Here is a 14,537-nt window from a genome sequence, read left to right as displayed (position 1 = left end):
CGCCGAGGCTCCGCGCAAGCGGCGGGCGCCATCAGAGCCGCAGCGGGTCGTCGCCCGCCTTCGCGGTCAGCGCCGCGTGAGACTCCCGGAGCTCCTCGGGCGTGAGCCCGGCCTTGGCGAGCAGCCGCCGGCTCGTGAAGATCGGCACCCGCGAGGCGAGCGCGAGGGCGAGCGACTCCGAGGGGCGGGCGGTGACCTCCACCTCGCGCCCCCCCTGCTCGAGCCGGACCCGCGCGCCGGTCGAGGTCTCCTCGGCGGCGTCGATCTCCACCGCGCGGACGCGCGCGCCGAGCGCGTCGAGCGCGCGACCCAGCAGGCTCTCCTGCGCCCGCCCCAGACGCGCCCCCACCCCCAGCGCCTCGCCGTCCGGGACGAGCAGCGGGAGCACCGTCCCGCTCGCTCGGTCGCGCAGCACGACGAGCGCCGCGGGTCCCTCCGGCATCGGCAACGCCGCGGCGAGCTCGAGCTCGACCCGCCCGTCGGGCGCGGACGCGGGCTTGGGCGCGGCGGTGGTGAGCAGCGCCAGCGCCGCCGCCGCGGAGATCGCGATGGGCAACGAGATCGACCCGGCGGCAGGCATCGGACGGTCGCTCCTCCCGGCGCGCGCCGGCGCGCCTCGCTCGAATGTGGGGTCCGCTCCTCTTCGCGCGCCACCGCGCCCCTGGGCGTCCGGCCCCGCGGGCGCCCGCACGGCGGGCGGGCGGGACTTCTTTCCGGCGGCCCGGGGCAACACCCTCAATGCGGTGGACTTCTCGCTGCTCGACTCCGTGCCGGACGCGATGGTCATCGCCGACGAGGGCGGCGAGATCGTGCACGTGAACGCGGAGGCCGAGCGGCTGTTCGGCTGGCCGCGCGCGGAGCTCTCGGGCCAGCCGATCGAGGTCCTCCTGCCTGGGAGGTTCCGGGCCATGCACCGCGCCCACCGCGGCGGGTATCACGCGGCGCCGCGGCGGAGGCCGATGGGGCTGGGCCTCGACCTGTCCGGCCTCCGGCGGGACGGGGCGGAGTTCGCCGCCGAGATCAGCCTCTCGCCCATCGAGGTGGACGGGCGGCGCTGCGTCGTCGCGGCCGTGCGGGACGTCAGCGAGCGCAAGCTGCTCGAGGAGCGGGCGCGGCAGTGGAGCCGCGCGCAGGAGAAGGCGCAGGAGGAGGTCCGCGAGCGGGACGAGTTCCTCTCCGTCGCGTCGCACGAGCTGCGCACGCCGGTCACGGCGCTCCAGCTCCAGCTCCAGCTCCTCCACCGGCTCACCGCGCGCGCGGGGACCGACATCCCCCGCATGCTCGAGCCGCGCGTCGAGGCGCTCGAGCGTCAGACGCGGCGCATCGCCATCCTCGTGAACGAGATCCTCGACGTCTCGCGTATGCGCCTCGGGCGGCTCCAGCTGCGCTACGAGCCGCTCGATCTCGCCGACGTCGCGCGCGAGGTGGCGGAGCACCTCCGCGAGGAGGTGGCGCGATCGGGATCGACGCTGCGCCTCGAGCTCGGCGCCGTCGTCGGACGGTGGGACCGGACGCGGCTCGAGCAGGTGGTCACGCACCTGCTCGTGAACGCGGCCAAGTTCGGGGAGGGGAAGCCCATCACGCTCACCGTCGAGGCCAGCGGGGCCCACGCGCGCATGCGCGTGAGCGACCAGGGCATGGGGATCGCGCCCGAGCACCACGCGCGCGTGTTCGAGCGGTTCGAGCGCGCCGTCCCCATCGCAAACTTCGGGGGGCTCGGCCTCGGTCTCTACGTCGCGCGCCAGATCGTCGAGGCGCACGGCGGGGAGATCCGCGTCGAGAGCGTGCCCGGCTCGGGGGCGACGTTCGTCGTGGACCTGCCGCGCGAGCCGCCCTCGGCGCGCGCGCCAGTGACCGTCGACGGGGCGGCGCTGCATTGATTTTGCGGGGACTGCGTCCCCGCCCCGCCGACGGCTGACCGCCGTCGTCGGGGCCCCACCCCTGCTCGGCGGGGCCCGTGGTCGCGCCCGCTTCGCGGGTTCGCGACCGTTCCCCGCCGGAGGGGCTTCGCCCCTCCCGCGCTTCGCGCGGGGCCCTCCCGCGAATGGGACCGCGCTCGCGCTCGCCCCGTCGCGGCGAGCGGGTTCCGACACGCTCTTGCGTGCTTGACCGGCGCGCCCGCGGGGGCGACGCTTCCGGAGCTTGAAGCTCCTCGTCGTCAACGCCGACGACCTCGGGTACGACCCCGAGATCGACCGGGGCATCTTCGAGGCGCACGCGCGCGGCCTCGTCACGAGCGCCACGGCCATGGTGGACACGCCGTTCGCGCGCGCGGCGCTCGCGGCGGCCCCGGCCACCCTGGGGGTGGGCCTCCACGCCGTCCTGGATCCGGGCATGTCGCGCGGCGCCGCGGAGGAGGCGCTCCGCGCGCAGCTCGCGCGGTTCGTGGAGCTCCGCGGGGCCGAGCCGACGCACCTCGACAGCCACAAGCACGCGCACGCGGCGCCCGCGGTCCTCGACGCATTCGCCGACCTGGCGCGGGAGCGCGGCCTGCCGGTGCGGGCCATCGACGAACGGATGCGCGACGCCCTGCGCGCCCGCGGCGTCGTCACTCCCGATCGATTCCTCGGGGACGCCGCGCTCCGGCCCGCCTGGACGGAGGAGGCGCTCGTCGCCGCGCTCGCGAGCCTCGGCGAGGGCACGACGGAGCTCATGGCCCACCCGGGTTACGCCCCGCTCCACGCGCGGACCTCGTTCGGGCGGGAGCGCGAGATCGAGCTCGCCGCGCTCTGCAGCGCCCGCGCGTGGACCGCCCTGGAGGCCTCCTGCGCGACGCGCAGTAATTTCGCGGGAGTGGCCGCGCGGGCCCGTTCGGGACCCCTCCAGGGCGCACGGATCGTCGACTCCTGAAGTCTGTAAGCCACCGATTTTCCGGGGCGTTTGCCGATGGCGCGCCTTTACTCCCCCTGGGCTGGGTGATAAGACCCGGCTCCACGTTTTCCCCACACGCGAGGTCCACCGTATGCCCGACGCTAAGCCCGTTGTGCCGAGGGATGGAGCCAAGATCACGCTGGTGAACGGGAAGCTGAACGTCCCCGACCGGCCGATCATCCCGTTCATCGAGGGCGACGGCACGGGCCGTGACATCTGGCGCGCCAGCCAGCGCGTGCTCGACGCGGCGGTCGAGAAGGCATACGGCGGCAAGCGCAAGATCGCCTGGACCGAGGTCTACGCCGGCGAGAAGGCGTTCACGAAGTTCAACAACTGGCTGCCCGACGAGACCATCGAGGCGTTCCGCGAGTACCTCATCGGCATCAAGGGACCGCTCACCACGCCGATCGGCGGCGGCATCCGCTCGCTCAACGTCGCGCTCCGCCAGCTCCTCGACCTCTACGTCTGCCTCCGGCCCGTCCGCTGGTTCAAGGGCGTGCCCTCGCCGGTGAAGCGCCCGGACAAGGTCGACATGGTGATCTTCCGCGAGAACACGGAGGACATCTACGCCGGGATCGAGTGGGAGGCCGGCTCGGAGCAGGCGAAGAAGCTCCTCGCCTTCCTCGAGAAGGAGTTCCCGAAGGAGTTCAAGAAGATCCGCTTCCCCGGCAGCACCGGCCTCGGGATCAAGCCCGTCTCGAAGGAGGGAACGGAGCGGCTCGTCCGCGCCGCGATCGAGTACGCGCTCCGCCTGAAGCGCAGGAGCGTCACCTTCGTGCACAAGGGCAACATCATGAAGTTCACGGAGGGCGCGTTCCGGAACTACGGCTACGCGCTCGCCGAGCGCGAGTTCGCCGACAAGGTCTACACCTGGGAGCAGTGGGAGCGGACCAAGGCCTCGAAGGGAGAGGAGGCCGCGAACGCCGAGCAGAAGGCGGCGCTCCAGGGCGGCAAGCTCCTCGTGAAGGACGCCATCGCGGACATCACGCTGCAGCAGGTGCTCACGCGCCCGGACGAGTTCGACGTCGTCGCGACCCTCAACCTGAACGGCGACTACCTGTCGGACGCGCTCGCGGCGCAGGTCGGCGGCATCGGCATCGCCCCCGGCGGCAACGTGAACTACATGACCGGCCACGCCATCTTCGAGGCGACCCACGGCACCGCGCCGAAGTACGCCGACCTCGACAAGGTGAACCCGGGCTCGGTGATCCTCTCCGGCGAGATGATGTTCCGTCACCTCGGGTGGAACGAGGCCGCGGAGCTCATCATCAAGGGCATGGACGGGGCCATCGCGGCGCACCGCGTGACCTACGACTTCGCGCGCCTCATGAAGGCCGAGGGCGTGGCGGACACGGTCGAGGTGAAGTGCTCGGAGTTCGGCGACGAGATCATCAAGCACATGTAGCTTCCTCGTACCTCTTCGCAGGAAGGGAGAAGATTCATGGCGGCTCGTAAGAAGATCGCTCTCATCGGAGCCGGTCAGATCGGCGGCACGATGGCGCTGCTCTGCGGCCAGCGGAACCTCGGCGACGTCGTCCTCGTCGACATCATGGAGGGCGTCGCGAAGGGCAAGGCGCTCGACCTCCAGCAGACCCGGGGCGTCCTCAAGTTCGACGTCGACGTCACGGGCGGCGGCACGAGCGACTACTCGATCATCCAGGGCGCCGACGTCTGCATCGTGACGGCCGGCGTGCCGCGCAAGCCCGGCATGAGCCGGGACGATCTGCTCAAGGTGAACCTCGACGCGATCACGAAGGTCGCGCAGGGCATCAAGCAGAACGCGCCGAACGCGTTCGTCATCGTCGTGACGAACCCGCTCGACTCGATGGTGTACGCGATGCAGAAGGTCACCGGCTTCGACAAGAAGAAGGTGGTCGGCATGGCGGGCGTGCTCGACACGGCGCGCTTCCAGTACTTCGTGGGCGAGGCGGCGGGCGTGGCGCCGCAGGACGTGACGGGCGTGGTGCTCGGCGGCCACGGCGACGACATGGTCCCGCTCGTGCGCTACTGCTCCGTGAACGGCACCCCGCTCACGAAGATCCTCGACAAGGCCAAGCTCGACGCGATCGTAGAGCGCACGCGCAAGGGCGGCGGCGAGATCGTCGCGCTGCTCGGCACCGGCTCCGCGTTCTACGCGCCGGCGGCGAGCGCGGTCACGATGGCGGAGGCGTATCTGCGCGACCAGAAGCGCGTGCTCCCGTGCTCCGCCTACCTCGAGGGCCAGTACGGCGTGAAGGACCTGTTCCTCGGCGTGCCGGTCGTCATCGGCGCGAAGGGCGTCGAGCGGGTCGTCGAGCTCGACCTCTCCGACGAGGAGAAGGGGATGCTCGCGAAGTCCGTCGAGAGCGTGAAGAAGTCGGTCGCCGAGACCAAGCTGTAGCGTCGGGTGGGCGTCCCGAGGGGCCGGCGCTGCCCGCGCCGCCCCCACCTCCCAAGTCCCCGCGCCGCGCGCCACGCGCGGGTGCGGTCTCGACCCGTGGCCGCCGGCGAGCGCGCGCCGCGCGGTGGCTCGCCGCAGGCGCGGGAGCGTCCTCAGGCCCTGATGGGCCCGGGGTGGAATCCAGCACTGCGGGAAGCGCCGGATCTGTGTAGAGGAGTGCCCCAAATCGATCCCGCTCACGCCCTCCGGCGCCGGGACGTGCCGAGCGCGCACGCCGGGCGAACGAGGGCGGACGCGCGCGGAGGCGAGGGAGTAACCCGCCGTGAAGATCCACGAATACCAGGCGAAGGACATCCTGAGGAAGTTCGGGGTCGCGGTCCCCCGAGGCTACCTCGCGGTCACGCCGCTCGAGGCCGAGGGCGCCGCACGGCAGCTCGGCGGCGGCATCTGCGCCGTGAAGGCGCAGATCCACGCCGGAGGCCGGGGCAAGGGCGGCGGCGTCCGCCTGGCGCGCTCTCCGGAGGAGTCGCGGCAGCACGCCGAGGCGATGCTCGGCATGATGCTGAAGACCCCGCAGACCGGTCCGGAGGGGCAGGAGGTCCGCAAGGTCTACATCGAGGAGGGCTGCCGGATCGCGCGGGAGCTCTACCTCGGGATGACCCTCGATCGCGAGGTGGGCCGGCTCGCGGTGATGGCCTCCACCGAGGGCGGGGTGGACATCGAGGAGGTGGCGGCGAAGCACCCGGAGAAGATCCTCCGAGAGTGGGTGGACCCGCTGACCGGGCTCATGGCGTTCCAGGCCCGCCGGCTCGCCTTCGGGCTCGGCCTGACGGGCGACTCGGTCGGCCAGTTCGTGCGCTTCGCGACGGGGCTCTACAACGCCTACGTCGCGACGGACGCGTCGCTCGCCGAGATCAACCCGCTCGTCGTCACCGTCGGGGGCGAGGTGCTCGCGCTCGACGCCAAGATGAACTTCGACGACAACGCGCTCTACCGGCACGCCGACATCGCCGCGATGCGCGATCCCGACGAGGAGGATCCCAAGGAGACGCAGGCGAAGGAGTACGACCTGCAGTACATCGCGCTCGACGGCGACATCGGCTGCATGGTGAACGGCGCCGGCCTCGCGATGGCCACCATGGACGTCATCAAGCTCTCCGGCGGACGGCCCGCGAACTTCCTCGACGTCGGCGGCGGCGCCGACGAGGACAAGGTCACCGCCGCGTTCAAGATCATCCTGTCGGATCCGCAGGTGAAGGCGGTGCTCGTCAACATCTTCGGCGGCATCATGAAGTGCGACGTCATCGCGAACGGCATCCTGGCCGCGGCGAAGCAGGTGGGCATCTCGATCCCGCTCGTCGTGCGGCTCGAGGGCACGAACGTGGCGCTGGGCAAGGAGATCCTCGCCCAGAGCGAGCTCGACATCATCCCCGCCGACGATCTCGGCGACGCCGCGCGCAAGGTCGTCCAGGCGGCGGCGGCGTAGCGGGGCGAGTCGAACGATACGGGTCGAAGGCGCGGAGGGCGCGTGAGCATCTACGTCGATCGAGACACCCGGGTGCTGGTGCAGGGCATCACCGGCTCGGCCGGGAGCTTCCACACCGAGCAGATGCTCGACTACGGGACGCGGGTCGTGGCCGGCGTGACGCCGAACCGCGGCGGCACCAAGTTCCAGGGGACGGTCCCCATCTTCCACACCGTCGACGAGGCCGTGCAGGAGACCGGCGCCAACGCGGCGGTCATCTTCGTGCCGCCGCCGTTCGCGGCCGACGCGGTCATCGAGTCGTCGGAGGCGGGCATCCCGCTCGTCATCGCGATCACCGAGGGCATCCCGGTCCTGGACATGATCCGGGTGCGGCGGTACCTCGCGGATCGCCCGCAGACGCGCCTCGTCGGGCCGAACTGCCCGGGCCTCATCACGCCGGGCCAGTGCAAGATCGGCATCATGCCCGGACACATCCACCGGCCCGGGCGGATCGGGGTGGTCTCGCGCTCCGGCACGCTCACCTACGAGGCGGTGAAGCAGCTCACCGACCTCGGTCTCGGCCAGTCCTCGGCGGTCGGCATCGGCGGCGACCCGGTGCACGGCACCGACTTCGTCGACGTGCTGCGCGAGTTCGAGGCGGACGGGGAGACCGAGGCGGTGATCATGATCGGCGAGATCGGCGGCACGGAGGAGGAGCGCGGGGCCGCGTTCGTGCGCGATCACATGACCAAGCCAGTCGTCGGCTTCATCGCCGGCCGCACCGCCCCCCCCGGCAAGCGCATGGGCCACGCCGGCGCCGTCGTCTCCGGCGGGAGCGGCACCGCCGAGGCGAAGATCGCGGCGATGCGCGAGGCGGGGATCAACGTGGTAGAAGGACCGCACCTGCTCGGCCGCGCGATGAAGGAGGCCCTCGAGCGTCGGAGCCGGCACCGGCCCGCCGCCGCGGGCAAGCGCGCGTCCTCCCAGGCGCCGGCGCGCAAGGGGGCGGCGTCCCGCAACGCGGCCCCCTCCCAGCGCGGCGGCAAGTCCGCCCGGAAGGCGGCGAAGCGGGTGCGCGACTAGGGCGCGCCCGCGATCACCCATCGAAGCACGAGGAGCAACGCAACATGGCGATCGAGCGCACCCTCTCCATCATCAAGCCCGACGGCGTCGAGAAGGGCGTCATCGGCCAGGTCATCGCCCGGTTCGAGAAGTCCGGCCTGAAGCCCGTGGCGATGAAGCTGGCGCACCTCTCCCGCAGCGAGGCGGAGGGGTTCTACGCGGTCCACAAGGCGCGTCCCTTCTTCAACGATCTCGTGAAGTTCATGACGAGCGGCCCCGTCGTCCTCATGGTCCTCGAGGGCGAGGGCGCGGTCGCGAAGAACCGCGAGATCATGGGCGCGACGGATCCGGCGAAGGCGGCGGCGGGCACGATCCGCAAGGACTTCGCCACGGACATCGAGAAGAACACCGTCCACGGGTCGGACAGCCCGGAGAACGCGAAGGTCGAGGTGAGCTACTTCTTCCCCGAGATCGCGATCCATTCGTACGCGTGGAAGAAGGTCTAACGTTCGGATGTTGTTAGGTTTAGTCGGGCCGGTACCCGATCGGGTGCCGGCCCGATTGCCGTTTCCGGTTACAATCAGTTCAACCCGTCCCCCCCGGACGGGTCTCGTCTCTGTCTCTCAGGGCAAAAGGAGCACGCGGGCTTGGATGCGGTGCCGACATGGAAGTGGCTGCTCGGGATCTTCTTCCTCGTCGCGTCCGCGTTCTGCTCCGGCACCGAGACGGCGCTGACGGCGCTCGGTGACGCGCGCGCGCGGCAGCTCCGCGACGCGGGTGGTCGGCGCGCCCGGATGCTCGGCGTCTGGATCGCGCACCCCGAGCGCATCCTCTCGACGCTCCTCATCGGCAACACCCTCGTGAACATCGGCGCGGGCGCGCTCGCCGCCGCCATCGGCGCGACGCTCGCCGCGCGCGCCGGCTGGAACGACGCCACGGGCGTCACCGGGGCGACGGCCGTGGCCACGATCGTCATCCTGTTCTTCGGCGAGATCATCCCGAAGACCCTCGCGAAGCGGCACCCGATCAAGGTGTCGCTCGCCCTCATCCCGTTCGTGAAGGCGCTCGCGTGGCTCATGTGGCCCCTCTCGTCGGCCGTCACGCGGGCGACGAGCGGGCTGTTCCGCCTGTTCGGCGGAGCGCAGGGAGCCACCGGCCCGGGCGTCACGAGCGAGGAGATCGAGTACCTCATCGAAATGGGCACGCGGGAGGGCGTCCTCGACGAGGTGAAGGAGGAGCTCCTCAACAGCGTGCTCGAGTTCGCCGACCGCGTCGCCCGGGAGATCATGGTGCCGCGCACCCGGATGGTGGCGGTCGACCGGGACGCGCCCCAGGACGAGCTCTTCCGGATCGTCACCGAGAACCCGTACAGCCGCATGCCCGTCTACGAGGGCTCGATCGACAACGTCGTCGGCGTGCTCCTCGTCCGCGAGATCATCCAGGACCTCCGCCAGGCGCGCGCCATCTCGCTCGAGCGGTGCGTGAAGCCGGCCTTCTTCGTGCCGGAGGGCATGAAGATCTCGCGGCTCCTCAAGGAGATGCAGCGCCGGCGCACGCACCTCGCGATCGTGGTGGACGAGTTCGGCGGGACGAGCGGCCTCGTCACCCTCGAGGACGTCATCGAGGAGATCGTGGGGGAGATCCAGGACGAGGGCGACGTGGAGGCCGCGCCGGTGAAGGCGATCGCGCCCGGCGTCTGGCTCGCCGAGGCGGGGATCCCGCTGCACGATCTCGAGGCCTACCTGAACGAGCGGCTCGAGGAGGCCGCCACCGCCGCGGGGGAGGAGCGCCCGCCGGAGGTGCGCTTCCCGGAGGAGGGGGACTACGAGACGCTGGGCGGGTTCGTGACCGCCACGGCCGGGCGCGTCCCCGCGGTGGGCGCGATCGTCGCCTGGGACGGGCTCACCTTCACGGTCCGGGCGGGCGACGAGCGGCGCGTGACGCGCGTCGAGATCGCCCGGCGCGCGGCGGCTCCCGAGGCGCCGACGGAGCCCGCGGCGCACGCGGCCAGCGGCGCTTAGAAGAGAGGCCCGATGACCGCGTTGCTCGACCCCGAACGGCCGGAGGCCCGGCCCGACCTCCGATCGTTGCCCCTCGACCACCTGACCGCCCTCGTGGCGTCGCTCGGGGAGCGTCCGTTCCGGGCGCGCCAGCTCTTCCGCTGGCTGCAGCAGAAGGGCGCGGCCTCGCTCGACGAGCTCTCGGACGTGCCGCGCGCGCTCCGCGCGGCGCTCTCCGAGCGCACGACGCTCACGACGCTCGAGCGGGCGACCGAGCAGCGCTCGGTCGACGGGACCATCAAGTGGACCTGGCGCACCCACGACGGGAAGCTCATCGAGTCCGTGTACCTGCCGGAGCCGGATCGCCGGACGCTCTGCGTCTCCTCGCAGGCGGGCTGCGCGGTCGGCTGCACCTTCTGCCTCACCGGCACGATGGGCCTCGCGCGGAACCTCACGCCCGGCGAGATCGTGGACCAGGTCCATCGGGCGAACCGGCGCATCGTCGAGCTCGGGGAGGGGGAGGGCCCGCGGCCCCTCACGAACCTCGTGTTCATGGGGATGGGCGAGCCGCTCGCGAACTACCGCAGCCTCAAGATCGCCCTCGACCTCCTCCTCGCCGAGGACGGCCCGAACTTCTCGCACCGCCACGTGACGGTCTCGACGAGCGGCCTCGTGCCGGTGATGCGGAGGCTCGGCGAGGAGACGCCGGTGAAGCTCGCCGTCTCCCTCAACGCGACGACCGACGCGCAGCGCGACGCGATCATGCCGATCAACCGGCGCTACCCGCTCGCCCAGCTGCTCGACGCGTGCCGCAGCTTCCCGGTCCGGAACGGGCGCCGGATCACGTTCGAGTACGTGCTCCTCGGCGGGGTGAACGACTCGCTCGAGGACGCGGCGCGGCTCGTCGGCCTCGTGCGCGGGATCCCGACGAAGGTGAACCTCATCCCCTACAACGCGAACCCCGGGCTGCCGTTCCACGCCCCCGCGCCCGAGCGCGTCGTCGCGTTCCAGGAGGCGCTCGCCGCGCGGAACCTGACCGCCGTCGTGCGCAAGAACCGCGGCCGCGACATCTCCGCCGCCTGCGGACAGCTCGCCGCGGAGGGCGGGCCCGGCGATCCGCGCCGCGCGCAGGCGTTGACCCGCCTGCCCGTGGCGGGCTAATCAGGCGGCCGGCCGGCTCAGCCGGCGGAAAGGTCGCGTGGACATGGCGCTGCTCGCCGTCGGCTCGGTCGCCCTCGACTCCCTGGAGACGCCGTTCGGCGCCCGCGAGGAGGTGCTCGGAGGCTCGGCCTCGTACTTCGCGACGTGCGCGAGCTTCTTCGGCCCGACGCGGGTGGTCGCGGTCGTCGGGGAGGACTTCCCGGACGAGCACGTCCGGTTCCTCGCCTCCCGCGGGATCGACCTCGGCGGGCTCGTGCGCCGGCCGGGGCGGACCTTCCGCTGGAAGGGACGGTACGAGTTCGACCTCAACACGGCGCACACGCTCGACACCCAGCTGAACGTGTTCGCCGAGTTCCGGCCCGAGCTGCCGGAGCACTACCGCGACTCGGAGTTCGTGTTCCTCGGGAACATCGACCCCGATCTGCAGCGCGCGGTCCTCGACCAGGTCCGGGGCCCGCGGTTCGTGGCGTGCGACACGATGAACTTCTGGATCTCCTCGAAGCGCCAGAGCCTGCTCGAGACGCTCCGCCGGGTCGACCTGCTGTTCGTGAACGACGCGGAGGCGCGCCAGCTCGCCGAGGAGCACAACGTCGTGAAGGCGGCGCGGCGGATCCTCTCGTTCGGGCCGAAGGCCGTCGTCGTGAAGCGCGGCGAGTACGGGGCGCTCTTCTTCTCGGGCGAGGAGGTCTTCGCGGCCTGCGCGGTCCCGCTCGCCTCCGTGTTCGATCCGACCGGCGCGGGCGACAGCTTCGCGGGCGGGTTCATGGGCTACCTCGCCCGGAACGGCGGCCTGGATCACGCCGCGATGCGGCGGGCGATCGTGCTCGGGAGCGTGCTCGCGAGCTTCACGGTCGAGCGGTTCTCGCTCGACCGGCTGCGCTCCCTCGAGCCGGCGGAGATCCTGTCCCGCTACGCGGAGGCGCGCCGCCTCGCTCACTTCGACGACCTCGAGCTGGACCTGTTCGGCGGCGCGTCCCTGGGTTGACGCCGCTTCGCCGCGGCGGCTACCATCCCGACGCGTCCGGGGGGGCGCGCCCGCGCATGCGCATCGGCATCCTGTCCGACATCCACTCGAACCTCGAGGCGCTCACCGAGACGCTCGGGGCACTCGAGAGGCTCCGGCCGGACACGATCATCTGCCTCGGGGACGTCGTCGGCTACGGGGCGAGCGTCAACGAGTGCTGCGCGCTCGTCCGGAAGCGCGCGGCGGTGACCCTGCTCGGCAACCACGACGCCGCGGTCGCCGGACGGATGGACTACAGCTTCTACTACGACGCGGCGCGACACGCGCTCGACTGGACCGCGTCGCGGATCGACCCCGATCACCTCGAGTGGCTGCGCGGCCTGCCGTACGCGCATCGGATCGAGAGCGCCCAGTTCACGCACGCGAGCCCGGTGGATCCCGAGGCGTACGAGTACGTCTTCGCGATCGAGCAGGCGCGGGAGCTCTTGCCTCACCTCGACGCGCTGGCGGACGTGAACTTCCTCGGGCACTCGCACCTCTGCAAGGCGTTCGCGCTCAACGCGGCGGGCGACGTGACCGAGGTCGTGGCGCCGCGCTTCGGGCTCCGCCGCGGCTACAAGTACGTGATCAGCGTCGGCTCGGTCGGGCAGCCGCGCGACTGCGACAACCGCGCGTCGTTCGTGCTGTACGACTCGGACGAGCGGGTGGTCGAGTTCCACCGCGTCCCGTACGACGTCGAGTCGGCGGCCCAGAAGATCTTCGACGCCGATCTCGCGCTCAACTTCGGCAAGCGGCTGTTCATCGGTGTGTAGCGGGGGGCTGCGCCCCCGCCCCGGGCCAGCGGCCCCGCCGCAGCGTCACGCCACCAGGCTGAGATGCGTCGCGACGCGGTAGCCGGTCGCGAGGCCGTCCGCGTCCATCAGCGCGAGCCCGAGCGTGGCGTCCACCGCCAGGCGCGCGGGCGCGACGCCCGGGATGGCGCCGACGATCTCGCCCGTGCGCGCGTCGAGCGCGGTGACGCCGTCCGCCGCGACGAGGACGGTGCCCCGGGCGATCGCGGGCGGCACGGCGCCCGAGGGCGCCGGCGCCCCGGCCGGCGGGGGACGGCTCCAGCGCACGGTGCCTTCGCGCCCGAGGGCGACGACCCCTCCCGCGGGATCGCGCGCGACGAGGAGCGCGCCCGCGGCCGCGATGGTGGGAGGGCCGGCGAGCGGCGCCACCACCGTCCAGGCCGGGGCCCCGCCCTCGTCCAGCGTCGCGACGATGGGATCGCCCGCGAGCGCGCCCGCGATCGCGAGCCGTCGCCCCCACGCGATGGGCGGGCCGGAGGGGACGAGCTCGAGGCGCGCCTCCCAGCGTCGGGCGCCTCCCGCGGGATCGAGCGCGAGGGCGACGGCGCCGACGCCCGAGTCGGCGGCGCACAGGACGAGCGCGAGCCCCGCGAGCGCCGCGGGGGGCCGCACCACCGGGCCGGGGCCCCGCACGCGCCACACGACGCGTCCGGTCCCGTCCACGCCGTAGACGAACCCGGTGTCCGCTCCCACCGCGACGATGCCGCCGAACGCCGCCGCGAAGAGCCGTCCGGCGCCCGGCGGCAGGAGCCGCCACAGGATCCGTCCGGTGGCGGGGTCGAGCGCGGTGAGCGCTCCACCTCCGACCACGAGGAACGGCCCGTGCGCGAAGGAGAGCGCGGTGAACGCGGAGGGACCGGGCAGGGGCTCCGTCCAGAGCGGGCGGCCGGTGCGGAGCGCGAGCGCCTCGAGCGCGCCGCCGCGCGAGACGAGCAGCGTCCCGGGCAGCGCCGCGGCGTGGGCGGCGCCCGGGGCGCGCCAGAGGACGCGGCCGGTGCTCCGCTCGACCGCGGCGACCGCCGCCGCGCCCGCCGCGATCGCCACGCCACCGCGCACGTACAGGCCGGGGCCGGCGGGGGCGCCGGCGTCGAGCTGGAAGACGCGCCGGAACGCGAGGCGGCGCAGCTGGCCCGGCCCGAGCGGCCGCTGCGACGTCGCGCGCGCGCTCGGCGCGCGGACCCGGTCCGCGCCGGGGCTCGCCTCGGCCGGGCGATCGCCCTCGACCAGCTCCTCGATGTGAGCGAGCCGCTCCGCGGCTGCGCTCTCCAGATCCGCGAGGTGCGCGTTCTCCGCCTGCCGCGGGTTTCGGGCGCGCGCGAGGTGCCCGAGCTCCACGGCGGCCTCGGCGAGCGCCCGGGCGAGCTCGAGCGGCGGGCAAGGTGCGGGACCCTCCGGGCGCAGGAGCTGGCCCTCCCGGAGATCCAGCACGAGCGTCGTCACGCCGCCGCGGCCCGGCCGCGCGAGGGCGATCTCGCACCGGGGCTCGCCGCGGCGGAACGCGGCGAGGAGGCGATCCACGCCCGCCCCGAGGTCGCGCAGCGCGAGGAACGGGATCCCGGGGACGAGGGCGAGCGGCGTCCCGTCGGCGCCGCGCAGCGTGAGGCGGCCCGGGACGAGCAGCGATCCCAGATCCGGCCGCCCCCCCTCGTAGGCGAGGAGGTGTCCCTCCTCGTCGGAGAGCTCGAGCTCGCAGGTGACCCTCCCGCCGGGCGCGGCGGAGCGGGACGCGCGCGCCCGGCCACCGCCGCGGGGGCGGGGCGCGGGCGCCTCGGCGCGCCGGATC

General features: G+C 72.9%; 13 protein-coding genes. 11 read left to right on the top strand and 2 right to left on the bottom strand.

From position 1 onward, the window contains the following. Positions 1-31: 31 nt before the first annotated feature. Complete coding sequence (locus tag MNZ29_RS13775; RefSeq protein ID WP_242339057.1) at positions 32-580, bottom strand: bifunctional nuclease family protein; 549 nt, start codon at positions 578-580, stop codon at positions 32-34. 163 nt (positions 581-743) lie between these two features. Between MNZ29_RS13775 and MNZ29_RS13770 the strand changes: the two genes are divergently transcribed. The 11 genes from MNZ29_RS13770 (at position 744) to MNZ29_RS13720 (ending at position 12,715) form a co-directional block, all read left to right on the top strand. Continuing rightward, positions 744-1,880, top strand: a complete 1,137-nt coding sequence (locus MNZ29_RS13770; protein WP_242339054.1) for a PAS domain-containing sensor histidine kinase — start codon at positions 744-746, stop codon at positions 1,878-1,880. A gap of 262 nt (positions 1,881-2,142) precedes the next feature. After that, positions 2,143-2,850, top strand: coding sequence for a carbohydrate deacetylase (locus MNZ29_RS13765; protein WP_242339052.1), 708 nt, complete (start codon positions 2,143-2,145; stop codon positions 2,848-2,850). 112 nt (positions 2,851-2,962) lie between these two features. Beyond that, positions 2,963-4,276, top strand: a complete 1,314-nt coding sequence (gene icd / locus MNZ29_RS13760; RefSeq protein ID WP_242339049.1) for an NADP-dependent isocitrate dehydrogenase — start codon at positions 2,963-2,965, stop codon at positions 4,274-4,276. Between the two features lie 36 nt (positions 4,277-4,312). Next, the gene (mdh, locus tag MNZ29_RS13755; RefSeq protein ID WP_242339047.1) at positions 4,313-5,251 is read left to right on the top strand and encodes a malate dehydrogenase; all 939 of its coding nucleotides are present in this window, start codon (positions 4,313-4,315) and stop codon (positions 5,249-5,251) included. A gap of 322 nt (positions 5,252-5,573) precedes the next feature. Then, positions 5,574-6,737 carry an ADP-forming succinate--CoA ligase subunit beta gene (sucC, locus tag MNZ29_RS13750; RefSeq protein ID WP_242339046.1) on the top strand — a complete coding sequence of 388 codons (1,164 nt, stop codon included), beginning with the start codon at positions 5,574-5,576 and terminating at the stop codon, positions 6,735-6,737. Positions 6,738-6,779: 42 nt separating this feature from the next. Continuing rightward, complete coding sequence (gene sucD / locus MNZ29_RS13745; RefSeq protein ID WP_242339045.1) at positions 6,780-7,799, top strand: succinate--CoA ligase subunit alpha; 1,020 nt, start codon at positions 6,780-6,782, stop codon at positions 7,797-7,799. 44 nt (positions 7,800-7,843) lie between these two features. Next, positions 7,844-8,284: a nucleoside-diphosphate kinase gene (ndk, locus tag MNZ29_RS13740; RefSeq protein ID WP_242339044.1), complete on the top strand. Its 441-nt coding sequence runs from the start codon at positions 7,844-7,846 to the stop codon at positions 8,282-8,284. 150 nt (positions 8,285-8,434) lie between these two features. Then, positions 8,435-9,799, top strand: a complete 1,365-nt coding sequence (locus MNZ29_RS13735) for a hemolysin family protein (RefSeq protein ID WP_242339043.1) — start codon at positions 8,435-8,437, stop codon at positions 9,797-9,799. Between the two features lie 12 nt (positions 9,800-9,811). Continuing rightward, positions 9,812-10,939 carry a 23S rRNA (adenine(2503)-C(2))-methyltransferase RlmN gene (gene rlmN, locus MNZ29_RS13730; RefSeq protein WP_242339042.1) on the top strand — a complete coding sequence of 376 codons (1,128 nt, stop codon included), beginning with the start codon at positions 9,812-9,814 and terminating at the stop codon, positions 10,937-10,939. A gap of 43 nt (positions 10,940-10,982) precedes the next feature. Further along, positions 10,983-11,924: a PfkB family carbohydrate kinase gene (locus MNZ29_RS13725; RefSeq protein ID WP_242339041.1), complete on the top strand. Its 942-nt coding sequence runs from the start codon at positions 10,983-10,985 to the stop codon at positions 11,922-11,924. A gap of 56 nt (positions 11,925-11,980) precedes the next feature. Then, positions 11,981-12,715, top strand: coding sequence for a metallophosphoesterase (locus MNZ29_RS13720; protein WP_242339039.1), 735 nt, complete (start codon positions 11,981-11,983; stop codon positions 12,713-12,715). Between the two features lie 45 nt (positions 12,716-12,760). Here MNZ29_RS13720 and MNZ29_RS13715 read toward each other — a convergent pair. Continuing rightward, positions 12,761-14,537: PQQ-binding-like beta-propeller repeat protein (locus MNZ29_RS13715; RefSeq protein ID WP_242355584.1), on the bottom strand; the 1,777-nt coding region annotated here is incomplete at its 5' end.

This window comes from Anaeromyxobacter sp. SG64, from assembly GCF_022690745.1.
Classification (GTDB): Bacteria; Myxococcota; Myxococcia; order Myxococcales; family Anaeromyxobacteraceae; genus Anaeromyxobacter; species Anaeromyxobacter soli.
Note: the sequence above shows the minus strand (reverse complement) of the source record. Positions and strands in the feature narration are given on the sequence as shown.